Annotated in this window: 20 protein-coding genes and 1 pseudogene; 13 read left to right on the top strand and 8 right to left on the bottom strand. The window is 35.1% G+C overall.

Annotation, left to right across the window (positions count from 1 at the left end; translation table 11 throughout):
- Positions 1-9: 9 nt before the first annotated feature.
- The 4 genes from AACK98_RS04740 to AACK98_RS04725 all read left to right on the top strand — a co-directional run bounded on the left by AACK98_RS04740 (position 10) and on the right by AACK98_RS04725 (position 1,768).
- Positions 10-252 carry a SemiSWEET family sugar transporter gene (locus AACK98_RS04740; protein WP_339042602.1) on the top strand — a complete coding sequence of 81 codons (243 nt, stop codon included), beginning with the start codon at positions 10-12 and terminating at the stop codon, positions 250-252.
- On the top strand, positions 233-928 hold the full coding sequence (locus AACK98_RS04735; RefSeq protein ID WP_339040375.1) for a thiamine diphosphokinase: 696 nt from the start codon (positions 233-235) through the stop codon (positions 926-928). The genes AACK98_RS04740 and AACK98_RS04735 overlap by 20 nt, the downstream gene beginning before the upstream one ends.
- A 181-nt stretch (positions 929-1,109) precedes the next feature.
- Positions 1,110-1,493 carry a hypothetical protein gene (locus AACK98_RS04730; RefSeq protein WP_339040357.1) on the top strand — a complete coding sequence of 128 codons (384 nt, stop codon included), beginning with the start codon at positions 1,110-1,112 and terminating at the stop codon, positions 1,491-1,493.
- Positions 1,397-1,768, top strand: coding sequence for an IS1 family transposase (locus AACK98_RS04725; RefSeq protein ID WP_339042600.1), 372 nt, complete (start codon positions 1,397-1,399; stop codon positions 1,766-1,768). The genes AACK98_RS04730 and AACK98_RS04725 overlap by 97 nt, the downstream gene beginning before the upstream one ends.
- Here the strand turns inward: AACK98_RS04725 and AACK98_RS08225 are convergent.
- Positions 1,761-1,904, bottom strand: a complete 144-nt coding sequence (locus AACK98_RS08225) for a hypothetical protein (protein ID WP_410520021.1) — start codon at positions 1,902-1,904, stop codon at positions 1,761-1,763. The genes AACK98_RS04725 and AACK98_RS08225 overlap by 8 nt on opposite strands.
- 428 nt (positions 1,905-2,332) lie before the next feature.
- On the opposite strand from AACK98_RS08225, the gene AACK98_RS04720 reads away from it, so the two are divergent.
- Positions 2,333-3,400, top strand: coding sequence for a hypothetical protein (locus tag AACK98_RS04720; protein ID WP_339040373.1), 1,068 nt, complete (start codon positions 2,333-2,335; stop codon positions 3,398-3,400).
- A 344-nt stretch (positions 3,401-3,744) separates the two neighbouring features.
- Here the strand turns inward: AACK98_RS04720 and AACK98_RS04715 are convergent, their stop codons facing one another.
- The gene (locus AACK98_RS04715) at positions 3,745-3,879 is read right to left on the bottom strand and encodes a hypothetical protein (protein WP_339040371.1); all 135 of its coding nucleotides are present in this window, start codon (positions 3,877-3,879) and stop codon (positions 3,745-3,747) included.
- A gap of 708 nt (positions 3,880-4,587) precedes the next feature.
- Between AACK98_RS04715 and AACK98_RS04710 the strand changes: the two genes are divergently transcribed.
- The 3 genes from AACK98_RS04710 to alaS all read left to right on the top strand — a co-directional run bounded on the left by AACK98_RS04710 (position 4,588) and on the right by alaS (position 9,442).
- Positions 4,588-5,247, top strand: coding sequence for a hypothetical protein (locus AACK98_RS04710; protein WP_339040369.1), 660 nt, complete (start codon positions 4,588-4,590; stop codon positions 5,245-5,247).
- Positions 5,248-5,275: 28 nt separating this feature from the next.
- Complete coding sequence (rodA, locus tag AACK98_RS04705) at positions 5,276-6,397, top strand: rod shape-determining protein RodA (protein WP_410519969.1); 1,122 nt, start codon at positions 5,276-5,278, stop codon at positions 6,395-6,397.
- Positions 6,398-6,862: 465 nt separating this feature from the next.
- The gene (gene alaS, locus AACK98_RS04700) at positions 6,863-9,442 is read left to right on the top strand and encodes an alanine--tRNA ligase (RefSeq protein WP_410520020.1); all 2,580 of its coding nucleotides are present in this window, start codon (positions 6,863-6,865) and stop codon (positions 9,440-9,442) included.
- Between the two features lie 241 nt (positions 9,443-9,683).
- On the opposite strand, the gene AACK98_RS04695 is transcribed toward alaS, so the two are convergent.
- Positions 9,684-11,498, bottom strand: coding sequence for a ribonucleoside-diphosphate reductase subunit alpha (locus AACK98_RS04695; RefSeq protein WP_339040361.1), 1,815 nt, complete (start codon positions 11,496-11,498; stop codon positions 9,684-9,686).
- Between the two features lie 160 nt (positions 11,499-11,658).
- Positions 11,659-11,943 (bottom strand): ComF family protein, encoded by a 285-nt coding sequence (locus AACK98_RS04690; RefSeq protein WP_339040359.1) that lies wholly within the window; start codon positions 11,941-11,943, stop codon positions 11,659-11,661.
- Between the two features lie 111 nt (positions 11,944-12,054).
- On the opposite strand from AACK98_RS04690, the gene AACK98_RS04685 reads away from it, so the two are divergent.
- On the top strand, positions 12,055-12,438 hold the full coding sequence (locus AACK98_RS04685; RefSeq protein WP_339040357.1) for a hypothetical protein: 384 nt from the start codon (positions 12,055-12,057) through the stop codon (positions 12,436-12,438).
- Positions 12,342-12,713: an IS1 family transposase gene (locus AACK98_RS04680; protein WP_339042598.1), complete on the top strand. Its 372-nt coding sequence runs from the start codon at positions 12,342-12,344 to the stop codon at positions 12,711-12,713. The genes AACK98_RS04685 and AACK98_RS04680 overlap by 97 nt, the downstream gene beginning before the upstream one ends.
- Here the strand turns inward: AACK98_RS04680 and AACK98_RS08220 are convergent.
- Positions 12,706-13,203 (bottom strand): ComF family protein, encoded by a 498-nt coding sequence (locus AACK98_RS08220; RefSeq protein WP_410519968.1) that lies wholly within the window; start codon positions 13,201-13,203, stop codon positions 12,706-12,708. The genes AACK98_RS04680 and AACK98_RS08220 overlap by 8 nt on opposite strands.
- Positions 13,204-13,610: 407 nt before the next feature.
- Between AACK98_RS08220 and AACK98_RS04675 the strand changes: the two genes are divergently transcribed.
- The 3 genes and pseudogenes from AACK98_RS04675 (at position 13,611) to AACK98_RS04665 (ending at position 14,591) form a co-directional block, all read left to right on the top strand.
- Positions 13,611-13,769 carry a hypothetical protein gene (locus AACK98_RS04675; RefSeq protein ID WP_339040355.1) on the top strand — a complete coding sequence of 53 codons (159 nt, stop codon included), beginning with the start codon at positions 13,611-13,613 and terminating at the stop codon, positions 13,767-13,769.
- Between the two features lie 103 nt (positions 13,770-13,872).
- Positions 13,873-14,274 (top strand): annotated as a pseudogene (gene tnpA / locus AACK98_RS04670) (IS200/IS605 family transposase); the annotation flags it as partial.
- Positions 14,275-14,336: 62 nt separating this feature from the next.
- Entirely contained in the window at positions 14,337-14,591 is a 255-nt protein-coding gene (locus AACK98_RS04665) for an IS1 family transposase (protein WP_339042596.1), read from the top strand.
- Between the two features lie 127 nt (positions 14,592-14,718).
- On the opposite strand, the gene AACK98_RS04660 is transcribed toward AACK98_RS04665, so the two are convergent.
- Genes AACK98_RS04660 through AACK98_RS04650 form a run of 3 tightly spaced genes read right to left on the bottom strand, consistent with a single transcriptional unit; the run spans position 14,719 to position 18,492 of the window.
- Complete coding sequence (locus AACK98_RS04660) at positions 14,719-15,561, bottom strand: PhzF family phenazine biosynthesis isomerase (protein ID WP_339040353.1); 843 nt, start codon at positions 15,559-15,561, stop codon at positions 14,719-14,721.
- Positions 15,558-16,241: an HAD family hydrolase gene (locus AACK98_RS04655; RefSeq protein ID WP_339040351.1), complete on the bottom strand. Its 684-nt coding sequence runs from the start codon at positions 16,239-16,241 to the stop codon at positions 15,558-15,560. The genes AACK98_RS04660 and AACK98_RS04655 overlap by 4 nt, the downstream gene beginning before the upstream one ends.
- Position 16,242: 1 nt before the next feature.
- Entirely contained in the window at positions 16,243-18,492 is a 2,250-nt protein-coding gene (locus tag AACK98_RS04650) for a cation-translocating P-type ATPase (protein WP_339040350.1), read from the bottom strand.
- Positions 18,493-18,682 lie beyond the last annotated feature (190 nt).

The raw sequence follows: 18,682 nt of genomic DNA, 5'->3' as shown, positions 1-18,682 counted from the left end.
TTCTTTGGTATGTTAGCTCTTATTACGTCCTGTATCGGTTTTATTCCACAGGTTTATAAGTCTTTTGTTATCAAATCTGCCTCTGATATTTCAATGCTCATGCTGATCAATTACTTTATTTGTTCAATTAGCTGGGTCATTTACGCGTTGTATCAGTACTCTGCTTTTGTACTGATAAGTAATGTGATTGGTACAGCTGTTAGCCTGATATCTATAGCCCAAAAATGTTACTATGACAAGAGATCTGTATAACTCCTTTTTTAAGCTAGTTGAGCAAAGTGTTTTTAAGTCAGTCTTATGCTTAAATGGAGAGTTGCCGCATGCTAGTTTCTTTTATCAATTAAATAAATATTCGACATTTGATAAGATGCCGATTATTGCGGTTGATGGTGCAGCAAACCAACTTTTAAAAGATGAGATAGTGCCAGAAGTTGTTATAGGTGATTTGGATAGTATCGATAAAATTCAAGTAAAAAAACTCAATCTTGTACATATAGTTGATCAAGAGCTTTGTGACTTTGGAAAATCACTAAATTATATTAGAAAGAATAGCATGGCACCTTCAATCATATTGGGGATGGGTGGTGGTTGTATTGATCACATATTAAACAATGTAATACTGTTTACTATGACAACAGGGGACGTTTTCTTTGCGCCACCAATAGCTGGCTTTTTAGTGCGTTCCAAACGATGTAAGACCATATCTTTGCCTATCAATACTAAGATCTCGTTAATGGGCGCACCCAGGGGTAGTGTCACAACTAAGGGGCTAAAGTGGGATCTACAAGAAAAAGAACTCTGCTTCTTTGGTTATAGGTCTTGTTTTAATCGTACAACAAATGATTATATCACAATAACAGTAAACTCCGGAGTAGTTTTAGCTTTAATATATTTGCTAGATGTTCATGATTGTGGAAAGTTCATATAATACATGTTATAGATCATTTTTGCTTACCAGAGAAATAGGTAAAAGTGTTTCTTTCATTGAGAGTTTTCACAATTAGATAGAAGTATGATATGATCACTTTTTTAAAAACTAAAGAGTGGTTTTATGGTTTGTTGTAATGGATGTTGCTCTGATATCTTTGTAAAGAATGGCATTGTGAGGGGTGTACAGCGTTATAAGTGCAGATCATGTTCTAAATTTTGTTGAGGGCGATCTGGGCAAGAAGCCTCAAACAGCTGTTAAGAAAGCATTATGCGTTATGCTATATAGTCTTGGTAATGGCTCTTTTTCTATGTTATGCAAGATATTATGGCATTCGGCGTCCATAATTTATCGCTGGGTAGTAGAGGCGATGGGCAAGACTCAGGAGCCAGTTGTCTCTTCGGATATTATGGAGATGGAATTCGACGAGATGTGGCATTTTATTGGTTCAAAAAAAACAAGCTTTGGATCATTAAGGCAGTTGATCGTAGTACAAGGAGAACAGTTGCCTGGGTTACAGGCAATCGTGATACTGCAACATTCCAAAAGCTCTACAACAAAGTGAGTCATCTGAAAGAATGTCATTTTTATACGGATGATTGGGAGGCTTTTTCTAAAATTTTACCCAAAGAGCGTCATACAATTGGAAAGTCTGGCACAGTATGTATCGAGAGAGATAATAGCAACACGCGACATCATTTATGCCGAATGACACGGCGCACTAAAATCGTTTCTAAAAAAGAGTCAATGGTATACGGATCCATCAAGCTTTGGTGCGCTCTTACTATTACACAAATATTCAAACAATATCAAGAACAGCTCTTATCTATCTTTATGTGAAAACTCTCAAAAATTTAATTCTTTTTTGTAGTGTGCTACTGTATTCATAAACTTTTCCGTAGCAGGATTTTACTATTTCCATTCCATCGGTTTCTATCAAGCATACATCTACACCATCACAAGACGTACCGCTCATAGTACCAATTGCATTATATATATTGTCTAGCTTTTGCATTAATTACCACTAAATAAAATCTTAATTTTTTAGTTTTGCTATAGCAGCATAACAATTTTAATTTGAAATATTGTATCACTTATTACTCGTTTAGAATACAATTTATAAGTTATATATTTATACGAGCATGCAGTGTTTGAATAAAGCTGCAATTACTGGGCAGTTTGTTGTTCTTTATAGAATATGTCAAAATTTAAATAGTGTTTCGGTTATAAATTTTGATTTGCAATATTATGCGAGTTATTGTATATAATGCAGCATTATTTGGCTTAATGTTGCTATTTATTGCATAGATTGATTGCATATTATGCTGAATATATATATAGTATGTTTTGTTATGTCGTCTTTAACTGAAAAATGTTAAAACATAATTAATAAAGAGGGGTTATATGGATTATATTCGAAAGATAATTGTATTGAGCTTGTTTTTTATATTCTCATGTGGAGGTTTTGCATTTGCTGAAGATTGCATTGAGCAACGTTACGTTTTTGAACTTGGTTCAGGCACTTCTAGAATGACTACCTATTTATTTAACAAATGTCATGGGAATATCATAAAGGAGGTAGAGCATTTATCTAGAAAGATGGCATATCAATGCTGTATCTCTAAATCTCCAGATAAAAAAGTGGATGAGAATTGTATTAAGAATGGTATAGCGACGATAAATGAGATGAAGAAACTGAATAAAGTAGACTGTAAATCTAGTAAATGCACTGGTTTTGCGACTGCTTGGGCCCGTAAAGCTTCAAACACTAGCGAAGTTTTGAAAAAGATAGAGGATTCTACAGATGTTCGTGTATATGCTATATCGCAGGAAGAGGAAGCTAAGATGGCATACATAGTAACACAAGAGATGTTATTACAAAAGGGAGAAATTACGATTGATGATCCAAATATCCTGCTAATTGATATAGGTGGCGGCAGTTATCAAATCACATCGGTAGATCCAAAAACGAAGCAAAGTTTAATATATAAAGGTAATACTGGTACTGAAATTTTAACACGGGAAATGAAAGTACGGTTTCCACAAAAGAAAACATCTATGATTGAATGTTCTTCTCTAAATGATATTTATAAGTTTTATGATAATAAAGTAAGAAAAGTTCTCTCTGAAGATAAAGCTCTAATGTCTTTGATCAAGAATAACCCTGAAATGAAAGCTTATGGATTTGGTAGCGGTATAGTTTCTGGTTTAAATGTTGAATTTGCTCTTGCAAGCCCTGTGAAGCTGCAGGATCTAGAGAAAATAAATCAAGAAATCTGTGGTATGTCATTTGACAATGTTGCTAGTTTATATCCTAAAAGCAAGATAGAATATATGGATACTATGCAATCTATGTTTTTCCTTTTGCATGCAATTATGAAGGGAATTGGAGTGAGTGAAATACACACAGCAGGTAGTGTGAACTCTGGTTATTACATAGTAAAGAAAGATGAATATTGGAGTAATCAATAATTAGTCGCATGCGTTATAATGCTTGAAGGAGAGGAAACATGTTGATTTCAAGCAATTATGGCGCATCAAAAGTCCAGCAGAAAAAATGGCAAAATTGCCAAAAATTTTATGGATTTTGTTAGGTGGTATTTGCAAGTATCTGATAAATTATATTGCACTGCCTTCATAAGTGTATACGCGATGATTTTAAGAGTATGATTTTTTTAAGGTGCAAGTTATTTTTAAGTCAAATATTATAGCCAAAGCAGTATAAAAGAGTTATGTTGAGTTTTGAAATTCTTCAGATAATTTTATGAATGTTTTATCAGCTTCTTATCATTTTAATAGTCTATTCGCCAAAAGTCTCAATCAGCGGCATTACTCGTATACTCATCACTCATGGATGGAATTTTTGGTCTAGCTAAATTTTTGAATGGTTTATGTAAAATAGACATTAGACCTCTTGCATAACCTGTTCCAAGCTGTGATTTGATTGTCACTAAAACATAAAAACACTCACGTGGATCATTGTTTGGTGACGTTTTGCAAAAATCTACTCTATAAGAATTTCTACCTCAGAATGAGGTTATGCAAGAGGTCTATTATACAGCTTGTTCACTCTTGAAAAGATATTCAAGTGAATTGCAATGGCAGATTCAAAAATGTGATTGTGATGCTTGCTGCAAAAAATCCGTAAGTTTTTGCACTTATTATAACATTTTCTTACGGATTTAAACACCATTTTGACACTCTAAACATTATTTTATACCGCTTCTGAGACTTTTTGCGGATAGATTTAATACCTCTTTCCTAAACTGAATAGTGGTATATTATGCTTTCATTCCTTTAATATTCACCTAGCATCATAACATGTATAGCGACTCTTTTATACTGCTTTGGCAATACACATATATGCTGTTATTTTAGGGATTTGGTATAAATATGGAAAATCAGGCCAAAAGAAGTCTGTGCAAGTTGCTGTGCAGGCAGTGCTGAGCGTAGGGTCGTGCTAAAAGCTAAGTTTTGTACATTCAATTTTCCGAAAAATTTATTTATGCAGCAAATCGATTGTTGACGAAAGGAGTAATTAGAGGTTTCATAAATTTACCAAGTATAGTATCGTGCAGTGTTAGCATGAAGTGTTATATTTTTAAATTATGAGTGGAAGACTGTGCTGGCTATATATTGTAAATAAGTTGGAGTAATTCATGGTTGATTTGTTATTGAGCGAAGTACGAGGAGATATAGCAAGAGAAAAAGCTGAAAGGTTTCTTATAAAATATTGGAAATTTATTTTTGCTGTACTTTTGTTATGTATAATTTCTGGTATTTCATACATTTGGTTGCAGTATCATAAGAAAAATAAGATCTATGCTGATGCAAGTGTATTTATTGAGGCAATGACACAGATGCAATCTAGAAACACTGATTTTGGGCTTATTGTGTCAAAACTAGAGAATTTATCATCAAAAAGCTCAAATTACGCTATGATGGCTAAGTTATACCTTGCATGGTTTTATGATGGAAAAAAGGAAGTGGATAAAGCAACATCAATATATGATTCTATATCAAATGATGAAAGTGTTGATATGACTTTTAGAGATTTTTCAAAGATACTTTCTCTTAATCTAAAAATTCGTTCGAAGACCATAGAAAACAAAGATGCTATCAATGAGCTTGATCAATACATCGAAACAAATCCAATATATGCTTCCAGTGCTCAGATTATACAGGCTTCTTTATTACTTAAAGAGAATATGCAGGATAGAGCTAGAGAGGTATTGGATAAATTATTAACTAACCCAAATGTTGGCTATCATACGCGGCAGACCGCTATGTTTTTATCTACCAATGTACATGAGCAGTAGCACATATTTTTAAGCAGGTGTTTAAAAGATGCGCCAAATAAGAGATAATTCATATTATTCTGGATTTGCTTTAGCACATTCCATGATAATATTTCTTTTACTTACATTGTGTGCAATTGGCCTTGTGCTGTTGTATTCGGCAGCTGGTGGCTCTTTAAATCCCTGGGTTAAAAAACAGTTTTATGTGCTATTGTTATTCCTACCGCTTATATATGTAATTAGATACATAGATACTTCTTTTATATTTAATTCTGCTTATTACATCTATTTTTTCTGTTTATTTTTGCTTGTCATGGCAGAGGTGCTTGGGCATTATGCGATGGGCGCGCAGCGGTGGATAAGATTTGGCATGATAAATTTACAGCCGTCTGAGTTTATGAAAATAGCAATGGTGATAATGCTTGCACATTATTTCCATGAAATGCATTCTTCTCAAATATTAAAGTTAAAATTTTTACTGATGCCAATTGCTATGCTTTTGCTTCCTGTTTTTCTTATACTTAAACAGCCAAATTTAGGTACTGCAATAATTACACTGGCAATTGCAGCTGGTATATTTTTTGCATCAGGGGTAAGACTAGTTTTTTTTGCAGTGCCTATAATTGCTGCTATTGCAAGCTTGCCGATAATTTGGAATTTATTACATGCTTATCAGAAGAGGCGGATAATGATATTCCTAAATCCTGAATCGGATTTGCTTGGGGCAGGATATAATATTATGCAGTCAAAAATTGCTATTGGTTCTGGTGGTTTTCGTGGGAAAGGATTACTAAATGGAACTCAAAATCAGTTGAGCTTCTTACCAGAAAAACATACCGACTTCATATTTACATTGCTTGCAGAAGAAGCTGGTTTTATGGGATGTATGTTTGTACTTTTGCTCTATACACTTTTGATTTTATGTTGTTATTATATAGCGCTTTCTACTCGTCATCAATTTGGAAGACTGGTTGTGTGTGGAATTGCAACAATGCTCTTTGCGCATATCTTTGTAAATGTTGGTATGGTATCTGGAATGTTGCCTGCTGTTGGAATACCGCTGCCATTTCTGTCATATGGTGGCTCAAATCTAGGTGTGATGTTACTTGGATTTGGGCTTGTACTAAATATACAGAAACACCAAAAGCATATGTTAAATCAAGAGATTTAATACCAGTGTTGATAGGATTTAGCATTTTTGCTATGCACTTGGTAAAGTGCACGCGCGCGGATTTTAATGGCATGATTTTTTAGAGTACAAGTGAATTTTTGAGTCAAATATTATAGCTAAAGCGCTACAAAATATGCATAGCAAACGAGGAGTTAGAATAAATTTTTATTCGCTTAAAATCGGCAATATAACTCTATTTTATGTGAGAGGCTGACTTAAATTTTATCAAAAAGACAAAGCACGGCATGACTCTTTTATGCTGCTTTGGCTATATATATTTGTGAGGAAGTTAACGAAGTAATAATTGAAAATCAGGTCAAAGGAGTCTGCGAAAGTGACTTTGCCGGCATGGCCTAATGTATGATGAATTTTGTAATTGAGGCTTTTTAGATTTACATGTATTTCATCATATTTTATGGGCTGCGTGAAATTATGCTAACTTTGTAATAATTTTATTTAACTTAAATAAGTGATATGAAGCTAAGTGATATCAGAAAGAACTTTTTAGAGTTTTTTTCAAACTGCGGTCACGAGATTGTAGAATCTAATTCTCTGATTCCAACTCAAGATCCGACTTTAATGTTTACAAACTCAGGTATGGTTCAATTTAAGAACTATTTTACTGGAGTGCAGGTACCTACTTTTAAAAGAGCGGCAACTGCTCAGAAATGCGTTAGAGCAGGTGGGAAGCATAATGATTTAGATAATGTTGGATATACTGCAAGACACCATACATTTTTTGAAATGCTGGGGAATTTTTCATTTGGTGATTACTTTAAAGCGGAAGCGATTGAATTTGCATGGCGCTACATAACATCAGAAATTGGATTGAATAAAGAAAAACTTTATATCACAGTATATCATGACGATGAAGAAGCTTTTGGTATTTGGAAGGCACTGACTGGTTTTGCAGATGATAGAATCATAAGAATTGCAACGAGTGATAATTTTTGGTCTATGGGAGAACTTGGACCATGCGGTCCGTGTTCTGAGATCTTCTATGATCATGGTGATAAGTATTTTGGAGGGCTTCCTGGGACAAAAGATGCAGATGGAGATCGCTACATAGAAATTTGGAACCTGGTTTTCATGCAGTATGAGCAATGTGAGGGTGGCATAAGAAAAAATCTTCCAAAGCCTTCGATAGATACAGGTATGGGGCTTGAGCGTATTGCAGCTGTACTGCAAGGCAAGAATGATAATTATGATATAGATTTGTTTCAGTCATTAATAGGTGCTGTAAAATCTTTAGCTGGTGATGTTCCAACGAATGCTTCGCATAAAGTGATAGCAGATCACTTGCGCGCATCATGCTTTTTGATTGCAAGTGGCCTTACACCATCAAATGAGGGTAGAGGATATGTGCTTCGTAGGATTATGAGAAGAGCCATGAGGCACGTGCATAGCCTTGGTTATATGGATGCTATGATGTACCGCCTTGTTCCAGCATTAATCGGCGAAATGGGAGATGCATATCCTGAACTCAAGCGTGGAGAGCATTTTATCATGTCTACTTTAAAGGAAGAGGAAGAAAGATTTAGTGAGACTTTGGAGAGAGGATTGAGATTATTGAATGCTAGTACTGACAAGATAGCACAGGGCGGTATAATGGATGGAGAAGTAGCGTTTAAGTTATATGATACATATGGATTTCCTCTAGATTTAACAAAAGATTTCCTCCGCGCGCAAGGTATTATGCTTGATGAAGCAGGTTTTGAGTCGTGCATGCAAGAACAAAAGGAAAGAGCGAAGGCTGCTTGGGTTGGTTCTGGTTCTAAGGCGGACGATTTATTATGGTACCAAATCTATGATGAGTTTGGTGCTACAGAGTTTATAGGATATTTAGATAAAGAAGCTATTGGTAAAGTCGTGGCAATAGTGCAGGAGGGAAGGCTGGTTACAGAAGCTGCAGCTGGAGAAGCTATAGTGATAGTAAATCAAACGCCATTTTATGCCGAGTCTGGAGGGCAGGTGTGTGATACTGGTGTTTTGTCTGGTCACAAAGTATCAAACACGCAGAAGTATGCTGATAAATTGTTTGGTCATCATGTAACTTTGCAAGCAAATATTTCACCTATTCGTGTTGATGAACAGGTAAATCTGGTGATAGACGATGAAAGAAGAAGAAAGATTAGAGCAAATCATTCTGCTACTCATTTGTTACATCTTGCGCTAAGAGAAATTTTAGGTGCTCATGTAGTACAGAAAGGTTCTATAGTGACGGATATAAAGCTTAGATTTGATTTCGCACATAATAAAGCGCTTTCTCCAGACGAAATTAAAAAGATAGAAGAGCGAGTAAATTCAATTATTATTGCGAATATAGCATCATGTACTGAAATCATGCCTCAAGAGGCTGCGATTGAAAGAGGTGCGGTTGCTCTCTTTGGTGATAAATATGATGACAAAGTTCGAGTTGTGCAAATGGGTGATTCGATGGAGTTATGCGGTGGAACTCATGTAAGTAGAACTGGAGATATTGGTTTCTTCAAAATAGCTAGTGATTCATCGATTGCATCTGGTGTTAGAAGAATAGAAGCGTTAACTGGTATGATTGCTTTAGAATACGTATCTGACAAGTTGAAGGTGCTAAATGCATTATCATCAATAATGAAGTGTCAAGAGCAAGATTTGCCAGAAAAATTGGAATTACTTACTAGCGCGAAGAGGTCATTAGAAAAGGAGTTGCAGGATTTGAAATTGAAGAATTTGGCAAATACAAATCTGAACGAAGAGGTAATAAATTCGTCAAGGTGTTATATAGCTTATATCTCTGATGTTGCACCTAAAGATGTAAGAAGCGTTGCTTCTATAATAAAAAATAGAATAAAAGATGGTGTTCTCATAGTTATTTCAAAGGATGGGAACATTGGAAATATATTTTTACAGATTTGCAATACTCCTAAGTTTGCTGCCAATGAGATTTTGAAAAAGATGAGTGAGTATGAAGACTTAAGAGGTGGTGGAAATAAAGAGTTTGCACAAGCCAGCTTCTCAGGAATTAGCGATGGTGAGTTACTAGAGATTTTAAGAAAGGTGCTTTAAGCATGTTGCTGCCGGTTTTGATATAGAAGTGCTAAAATAATGGTGCAGTCCCACCATTAAACGATTCTATTTTTGTGGATAAGTTAAAGTTAAATGTGCAACGATTAGCCATTAAAGCTGCCATGCGCTAATTTTCTGATATATAATTCTGTCCTGTACCTAGAAATACTACTTAATAACGTCATAACTCTAAGAAGAGCAGGATTGATGTTGGTTTCAAGCAATTACGACTGTTATTAAATCATTGACACGCCAAGCATTCTTCGTCATTTTTATCGTTTTGAATAAGGCTCATTTGTAATTGTATAGCATGTTCTGTATGTGTCATATTTTCTAGCGATACTTTATCAGCACGCTGCAACGACTTAGAGCGCAGGTAATACATACTCTTTACACCTTTCTTCCATGCTTGAAAATGTACCATGTGTAACTCTCTTTTACTCACATTTGCAGGAAGAAATATGTTGAGCGATGAAGCTTGATCTATCATCGGTGTTCGATCTGCTGCAAGGTCTATTAACCACCTTTGATCTATCTCAAATGCTGTTTTAAATACATCTTTTTCGTGTTGAGTCAAGAAATCAAGATGTTGTACAGAACCTTCATGATTCATAATAGAAGACCATATTTCTTCTATATCTTTACCCTTAGAATGCAATAGTTTTTTTAGATGCTTATTAAGTACACTAAACGAGCCAGTAAGTGTTTTTTGTGTATATGTATTAGCACTATAAGGTTCTATACCAGGAGATGCATTCCCTGCTATAACTGAGATCGAAGCTGTTGGTGCAATTGCAGTTTTATGGCTGAATCTTTCATTAATCCCAGCATCTTTTGCATCAGGACATGCGCCTTTTTCTTCTGCAATCATTACAGAAGCTCTATCTACTTCCTTTTTGATATGTGTAAAGAACTTTTTATTTAATGATTTTGCTACAGCAGATTCAATAGGAACCATATCCTGCTGCAGCTTGGAGAAAAATCCCATAACACCAAGGCCGACACTTCTTTCTCTTGAAGCTGAGTAAGCCGAGTTTGCATGTTCCTCAGGTGAATTTTTTATAAAATCTTCCATAACATTATCAAGAAAACGCATCACATCAGGTATGAATAACTCATTCTTAGACCATACATCAAAATATTCTAAGTTAAGTGAGGATAGACAACAAACAGCTGTTCTTTGTTTGCCAATATAATCTTTGCCAGTAGTGAGTGTGATCTCACTACAAAGATTTGAAGTCTTAATTTCTAGATTATGTTTTTTATATATGTCGGACTTTAGTCTATTTACTGTATCTATAAATACAACATATGGTTCGCCTGTTTCAACACGTGCAAGTAATATCCTGATCCACAGGTCTCTAGCTTTAATAACTGAGGCAATACGTCCATCTTTAGGACTTTTTAAGTGCCAAGACATGTCATTTTCTACTGCTTCCATAAAAGCATCTGAAATTAAAACTCCATGGTGCAAATTAAGCGATTTTCGATTAGGATCTCCACCAGTTGGGCGTCTTATCTCTATGAATTCTTCAATTTCTGGATGCCAAACTGGCAAATATACAGCAGAACTACCACGTCTTAAACTCCCCTGCGAGATTGCAAGTGTTAGCCTATCTTGTACACATATAAATGGTATAATTCCAGATGTTTTCCCATTATCCTTAACCTTTTCTCCAAGCGCTCTAACATTACCCCAGTATGTTCCTATTCCTCCTCCTTTTGCAGCAAGCCATACATTTTCATTCCAAACATCAACTATGCCACTTAGACTATCAGAAACCTCGTTTAGAAAACAAGAGATTGGCATACCACGTGTTGTCCCTCCATTGCTCAAGATAGGTGTAGCTGGCATAAACCACATCTGACTTACATAGTCATATATTCTTTGAGCATGATCTTGGTTATCTGCATAGTGGCGTGCAATCCTTGCAAATAAATCCTGAAAACTCTCTCCATTTAACAAATATCGATCAGTAAGCACGGCTTTTCCGAAATCTGTCAAAAAATCATCACGTTTATTATCTATATTGATTTGATAAGGTACATTTTTCATAAATTTCCGTATATGATACTTGAGCTGATCATGAACGTATTGCGCTATATATAGCGTAATACTGCTGGATATTCTCTATATATTGTTGTATATAGCTTGCATATAAAAAAATCAAGAGTTTAAATATCTTTTATTTATGAGATATTTTACAATAATAAAGTCAAGAAAATTTTTTAACAGTTTTTGCAATTGTGAAAATAGCAACATCACTTGCATCATTTGCCAGCAACACTTTTGTACACTCATTAACTGTAGATCCGGTTGTAAAAACGTCATCTATAATTGCTATTTTTTTACCTTTTATTTCTTTTAAGTATCTACAATTTACTTCAAATGCTCCACTTATAGAAGTTTGTCTAATGGTTTCATTAAGTGTCATTTGACTTGCTGTGTTTCGTGTTTTGACAAGTGCATCCTCTATATATTTGATTTTGAGAGTTTTCACAATTAGATAGAAGTATGATATGATCACTTTTTTAAAAACTAAAGAGTGGTTTTATGGTTTGTTGTAATGGATGTTGCTCTGATATCTTTGTAAAGAATGGCATTGTGAGGGGTGTACAGCGTTATAAGTGCAGATCATGTTCTAAATTTTGTTGAGGGCGATCTGGGCAAGAAGCCTCAAACAGCTGTTAAGAAAGCATTATGCGTTATGCTATATAGTCTTGGTAATGGCTCTTTTTCTATGTTATGCAAGATATTATGGCATTCGGCGTCCATAATTTATCGCTGGGTAGTAGAGGCGATGGGCAAGACTCAGGAGCCAGTTGTCTCTTCGGATATTATGGAGATGGAATTCGACGAGATGTGGCATTTTATTGGTTCAAAAAAAACAAGCTTTGGATCATTAAGGCAGTTGATCGTAGTACAAGGAGAACAGTTGCCTGGGTTACAGGCAATCGTGATACTGCAACATTCCAAAAGCTCTACAACAAAGTGAGTCATCTGAAAGAATGTCATTTTTATACGGATGATTGGGATGCTTTTTCTAAAATTTTACCCAAAGAGCGTCATACAATTGGAAAGTCTGGCACAGTATGTATCGAGAGAGATAATAGCAACACGCGACATCATTTATGCCGAATGACACGGCGCACTAAAATCGTTTCTAAAAAAGAGTCAATGGTATACGGATCCATCAAGCTTTGGTGCGCTCTTACTATTACACAAATATTCAAACAATATCAAGAACAGCTCTTATCTATCTTTATATGAAAACTCTCTTGATTTTTAGCGTATGCGCAACTTTTACTGCAAGTATAGATGATTGATTATATCCTCTCTCCTTTAATCTTAAGTAATGCATAGGCACAGGAATCACAACATCGTAATTCTTTATATTCTCAGCAAACCTATTACAAATTAATTTTGCGAAGAATTGTGCTATCTGATAGTAAGTAGAATACTTTAGTTTATGTATCAACTCTCTTGTCACAGATTCATACACAAAAACAGATTTTGCGGTAGAGTATTGATGTTGTATATGCAAACAATTTATGTCACATTTTTGCTCCAGTGCTATAGACTGTATTGGAAGAGAACACTTGGCACAATTGGGTTCTGTTATAAAATCCAGTTTCTTCCAGCAAAGATCGCACATTGTATATGCTTCAGTTATTTCGGAATTGCATGTAATGCATTCGGGTGGAAATAATATATTTAAAAGCTTATTCAAATAAGCGGTAGGTAGTCTAGAAATTTTCATGAGTTTGCCAGGTAGGTGGATGGTTAGATATTGCGCAAGTTATATATGAAAATATAAGATATATACATACAAAGTTTTTATGTATACACTATCTCGCATTCCTTCTAGCTCATAGCTTCGTATCAAAATTCGAAATGCCAATTCTTTATTTACCTGCTGTATGGTACTGCCGGCAAAGTCATGGTGTAGGTTTTTTTAGCTGAATTTTTAAGTATTACTTCGTTAATTTTTTGCAAATATATAAAAGTGCAAGGTGCAGAAATTAACTAGTACTTAAAAAAATCGAGAGTTTTCACAATTAGATAGAAGTATGATATGATCACTTTTTTAAAAACTAAAGAGTGGTTTTATGGTTTGTTGTAAGGGATGTGGTTCTGATATCTTTGTAAAGAATGGCATTGTGAGGGGTGTACAGCGTTATAAGTGCAGATCATGTTCTAAATTTTGTTGAGGGCGATCTGGGCAAGAAGCCTCAAACAGCTGTTAAGAAAGCATTATGCGTTATGCTATATAGTCTTGGTAATGGCTCTTTTTCTATGTTAGGCATTTTATGTAGTTATATGTGATATGGTTAAGACCCTCGCCTTTAGGCGAACACTTTAGTATTAGTTATCTAGGAAATGTGCTAAGGGAGGACGAATGGAATATAGGAGATGATCCCACAGCCTATATGACCTAAAGTATCATATAGTATTTTGTACTAAGTATAGGTATAGAGTTTTAACTGGGCAAGTTGCGATTAGAACTAGGGAAGTAATCCGAGAAATATGTGCTGCTAATTACATAAATATAATTAGTGGCAGTATGAGTCCTGATCACGTACATATATTAGCATTGGTTCCGCCTAGTATATCAATATCTAAAGCTGTGCAATATATTAAAGGTATAAGTAGTCGTAAGTTGCTACAGGAATTTGCACTGCTCCGTAAGCGGTATTGTGGACAACATCTTTGGGCCAGAGGGTATTTTGTTGTGACAGTTGGCAATGTGAATTCAGAAGAAGTGCAAAAATATATAGAACAGTATGAGGAACATCAAAAAAAAGATGATTTTAGAATATCAGAGTTTTAGCGTTTACGCTTTTAATCTGCTTTGCAAGCGTTACACAAACTACCGCGCTTTAGCCGGTAGTAATTGATACGGATGATTGGGATGCTTTTTCTAAAATTTTACCAAAAAAGCGTCATACGATCGGCAAGTCTGGCACAGTATGTATCGAGAGAGATAATAGCAACACGCGACATCATTTATGCCGAATGACACGGCGCACTAAAATCGTTTCGAAGAAAGAGTCAATGCTCTACGGATCCATTAAGCTTTGGTGCGCTCTTACAATGCCACAAATATTTAAACAATACCAAGAAGAACTTTTATCTATCTTTGTGTGAAAACTCTCAAAAAATCATGCCATCGAAATCCGCGTGTGTGCACTTTGCAGGTAGGATCATTAAAGCTCTTTGATCGGCTGCAAAATTTGCCATATAATTGTGCTATTAATTGGTAACTAGTATTTCATTATAGAGTTGCAATGTGATTATCAGTATGCTGAAGATATTCGACTAAAAAAACAGTTACTGCGTATCCTGATATCATGACTCTATCATTTACGACGTTTGAGTATACTACGCCACCACGCTTAGATAATGCACGAGATATAAAGAACTCTTTATTCATAATGTTAGACCAATAAGGTGTCAGCCTGCAGTGTGCAGAACCGCAAACATCATCTTCATCTATATCAACCTTTGGTGCAAAATACCTAAAGACAAAATCACAATCATAGAAAAGTGGCCTTGCAATAGATGTAACAACTAAAGCTCTACACTGTTCTTTTGAAAGAAGCGTGAAGTTAGGTTTTAAATCTTGCACTACACTTGGATCTGCAAAACGCATTACTACACAATTCTCATCACAAAGGAATTCAATTGGACGAATACCGCCTACAATTTCGTTAAAACGTAAGCACATGGTATGATCTGTAATGCTATTCAGTTTGTAGGACGGAAAGTTTAGTGTTATAAGACCATTAAAGTCTTTAATAGCTGAAAGAGGACCAGAAATACTGTCAAACTTTATGTATATCCCTTTTTCTTCTATACCAAGCTCTGTTAGAATATGCATAGCCCCAACTGTAGCATGACCACAAATAGGTGCTTCTGAATTTGGTGTGAACCATCTGATGCTATAATGCTGCTTATTCAAATGCTTAACAAAAGCAATTTCAGAGATTCGAAATTCGGATGCTATTGATTGCATTAATTTCTCGTCTAAATCGCAAATCTGTTCTACTATGCAGACACCGGCAGGATTGCCAGAAAAACGCGTTTTAGTAAAAGCGTCTACTATCCAAATCTTCATTTAGCCATATTATGCAATAAAATTAACTCTTTGTGATCTGCAACATATAGATACGGAACCATAGCATTATCTACATCTTTTTGTGTGTTTTGATCACCAAATAGCACAAACTGTGCAGATATAGAATGCGCACACTTTGCGTCTACGATACTATCTCCAACAAACCAAACTTTCTCAGGAGATGAAAAACTAAAAGCAGAAAGTGCAAGTTGTGCTGGATCTGGCCATGGCTTATCACGTTTTGCATCAGAAGCTCCAACAATACCGGTAAAATATTTTTCCCACCCAATACGTTTGACTTCATCTCTTAGGACGTTGCCGTTTTTGTTGCTGACAATAAGCATAGTCAAATCTTCGGATTGCATATGTTTTAAGACATCCTCAGCGTGTTCCATGACTTCTATGTTTGAAAGATCAACATTACTCAAATGATTATAATATAAATCGCGCGCTTTTTTCCAATCATCACCAAATATCATTGGAAAAGCTTCATTTAATGAGTAGTGTCTATAATATTCACGCGCTGCTCTAACGCTATCTGATGAGTTTAAATCTCTCATTACTTTTTCAAAAAGTATCTGGTATATGTTTCCAGACTTTATCAAAGTATCATCCCAGTCAAAAATCACTATCTCAGGTTTTGTAGCATCAATGTTGGATAATTTGAATTGTTGAATCATTTTAGTCTTTCTTGATAAAGAGTGAGTTAATCTTCATAGAATTCAGTACAACTACTATTGAAGACGTAGACATCGCAACCGATGCTATGACTGGAGTTATCAACCCACACATAGCAACTGGTACAGTGATAATATTATATAAAAATGCAACAAAAAAGTTTTGCTTTACCACTATAGATGAATATCTAGAAATCATCAAGTTTTCAATCACAGCGTATAAATCTTTTTGAAATATTATGTCTGCACTATTTTGTGCTATTCCAATGGCTGAAGCTGGGGACATAGAGATATCAGCGGCACTCAGTGCGGCTGCATCATTTAGTCCATCACCAACCATAAGTATATTTCCTCCGAATTTTTGTATATTTCTGATAAATTCACATTTTTGACTAGGTGTTTTGCAAGAGAAATACTCTAGTATATTAGTTGCATCTGCAACTTTTTTTACAGTATTTGTTCTATCTCCAGATAGTATAATCAATCTTAACTTCAGTTTTTTTAGTTTTGTGATCACATCTACTGCTTCTGGTCTTAGTTCATCTTCAAATGTTAATCTTATAGGATCTGAGTTTTCACTTGCGAACCAGGTTTCCATTTTATCATCATCGAGTCCAATATCATGTTCTATACCGCACCAGCTTCTGTTTCCAAGCTTGTAAGATTTATTATTGTATTTGGCAAGTAACCCAAGTCCTTTTTCCTCCTTTACACTTATATCTAAAATGTCACCTTTATATTGTTCTCTAATCGCAATACATATCGGGTGCTTACTCTTGGTGGCGATTGATGCTATAATTTTCAAGGTTTCATCATGTATGTTATGTGCATGCATACGCACTATGCCTTTAGTCAATGTGCCGGTCTTGTCAAAAATGATAGTGTTTACTTGATCAAATTTTTCTAAAGCATCGTGGGATTTTATGAATGATCCAAGCTTCATCAGTTTTAGATTGGAGATAACATGTGCAATTGGAACTGCAAGTGCAAGTGCGCAAGGACATGTAACTATTAGAACAGAAACTCCATAGAGAATAGCATTTGTAATGGATATTTCCATTATAAATACCCAGAAGAAGATAGTTATAGCAGAAAGCATAAGAATTATAGGAACATAAAACTCTGTTATTTTGTCTGCAACCCTAACATATTTTGCTTTGCTGCGCTCTGCAGTTTCAATGAGTTTGATTATATCACTCAAGATTGTTTGATCGCTTAATTTTTCTATTCTAATTTTGATGGTATTGCCAAGGTTTATACTGCCTGCATATATCATTTCGCCAAGTGATATATCTTTTGGTACTGTTTCTCCGGTGATAATGCTTCCATCTATGGATGCAAATTCATCAATTAATTTCCCATCAATAGGTACTCTTTCTCCACTCTCTACTATTGCGACCTGACCCAGCTTTGCGTCTTTAACCCTAATTATCTCAAGTTGATTTCCATTTTCTATAGTAACATACTGTGGTTGACTGAGTAACATTTGTCTAGCTGCAGCTCTTGCTCTATTTCTTACCTTTAAATCTAGATATCGTCCTATCAATAGAACAAACGCAAGGCTAATTGCAGCATCATAATATGTGTAATCTCTCATTAATATTGTTTCTTGAATACTAACTAATGTTGCACCAATTATGCCGATAGATATTGGTATATTCATATCACTGCGCCAGTTTCTAATGGCGCGCCATGCAGGATAAAAAAACGGCTTGCATGAATATATAATCGCAGGAATACTGATTGCTGCTATGACAACATGTAGTACATACCTTGTGTACTTTGGCATTGTTCCGTAATAATGGCTTATCCATATTACCATTGCTACCATCATTGCTTGTGCTGCTGCAATGCCTGAGATAAACAAGCGCTTTAGTAAGTCTTTCTCTTCTCTTAGAGAATTTGCAATCATCTCAGATACTTCAAATGGAACTGCTCTATAACCAAGTTTTTCTATAATGGATATGATATCATTAATTTTTTTAGCGTCTCCCTCCCACTCCAAGCTTAGTCTATTGGTTGTCATATTAAGTCTAGCAGAGTTTACATATCCTTGTGCATTTAGGCTAGATTCTATTAACCAAACACATGCTCCACAATAAACCCCTTCCACCGACAGTACAATATTGTTCCACCCTGACTTTTCATCTTTAGAGACACTTGCTACATAATTTATATTATTTTGGATAGCGTCATTAACGCGTATTGGATTTGTATTATAAATATTTTTGCAGTATTTATAGTAGTCACTCAAATCTAGCGATTTTATTAAATTGTGAGCTACTTTACATCCAATGCAACAAAAATTACCTAGATCTGACAATACGAAAAAAGTTTCATTGCAGTGCATGCATTTATAAGACATAAGAACCGGAAACTATATATAATAAGTGGAGCAAAAGACGATATTAATTTGGTTGTAGAAGTCAAGATTTGATCTTACA

This window comes from Candidatus Lariskella endosymbiont of Hedychridium roseum, from assembly GCF_964020185.1.
GTDB lineage: Bacteria > Pseudomonadota > Alphaproteobacteria > Rickettsiales > Midichloriaceae > Lariskella.
Note: the sequence above shows the minus strand (reverse complement) of the source record. Positions and strands in the feature narration are given on the sequence as shown.

Excerpts from the sequence above, each read along its gene's own strand:
- AACK98_RS04740 (WP_339042602.1), top strand. The coding sequence starts at position 10 with ATGTTAGCTCTTATTACGTCCTGTATCGGTTTTATTCCACAGGTTTAT.
- AACK98_RS04735 (WP_339040375.1), top strand. The coding sequence starts at position 233 with ATGACAAGAGATCTGTATAACTCCTTTTTTAAGCTAGTTGAGCAAAGT.
- AACK98_RS08225 (WP_410520021.1), bottom strand. The coding sequence starts at position 1,904 with ATGAGCGGTACGTCTTGTGATGGTGTAGATGTATGCTTGATAGAAACC.
- AACK98_RS04720 (WP_339040373.1), top strand. The coding sequence starts at position 2,333 with ATGGATTATATTCGAAAGATAATTGTATTGAGCTTGTTTTTTATATTC.
- AACK98_RS04710 (WP_339040369.1), top strand. The coding sequence starts at position 4,588 with ATGGTTGATTTGTTATTGAGCGAAGTACGAGGAGATATAGCAAGAGAA.
- rodA (WP_410519969.1), top strand. The coding sequence starts at position 5,276 with ATGCGCCAAATAAGAGATAATTCATATTATTCTGGATTTGCTTTAGCA.
- AACK98_RS04695 (WP_339040361.1), bottom strand. The coding sequence starts at position 11,498 with ATGAAAAATGTACCTTATCAAATCAATATAGATAATAAACGTGATGAT.
- AACK98_RS08220 (WP_410519968.1), bottom strand. The coding sequence starts at position 13,203 with ATGAAAATTTCTAGACTACCTACCGCTTATTTGAATAAGCTTTTAAAT.
- AACK98_RS04660 (WP_339040353.1), bottom strand. The coding sequence starts at position 15,561 with ATGAAGATTTGGATAGTAGACGCTTTTACTAAAACGCGTTTTTCTGGC.
- AACK98_RS04655 (WP_339040351.1), bottom strand. The coding sequence starts at position 16,241 with ATGATTCAACAATTCAAATTATCCAACATTGATGCTACAAAACCTGAG.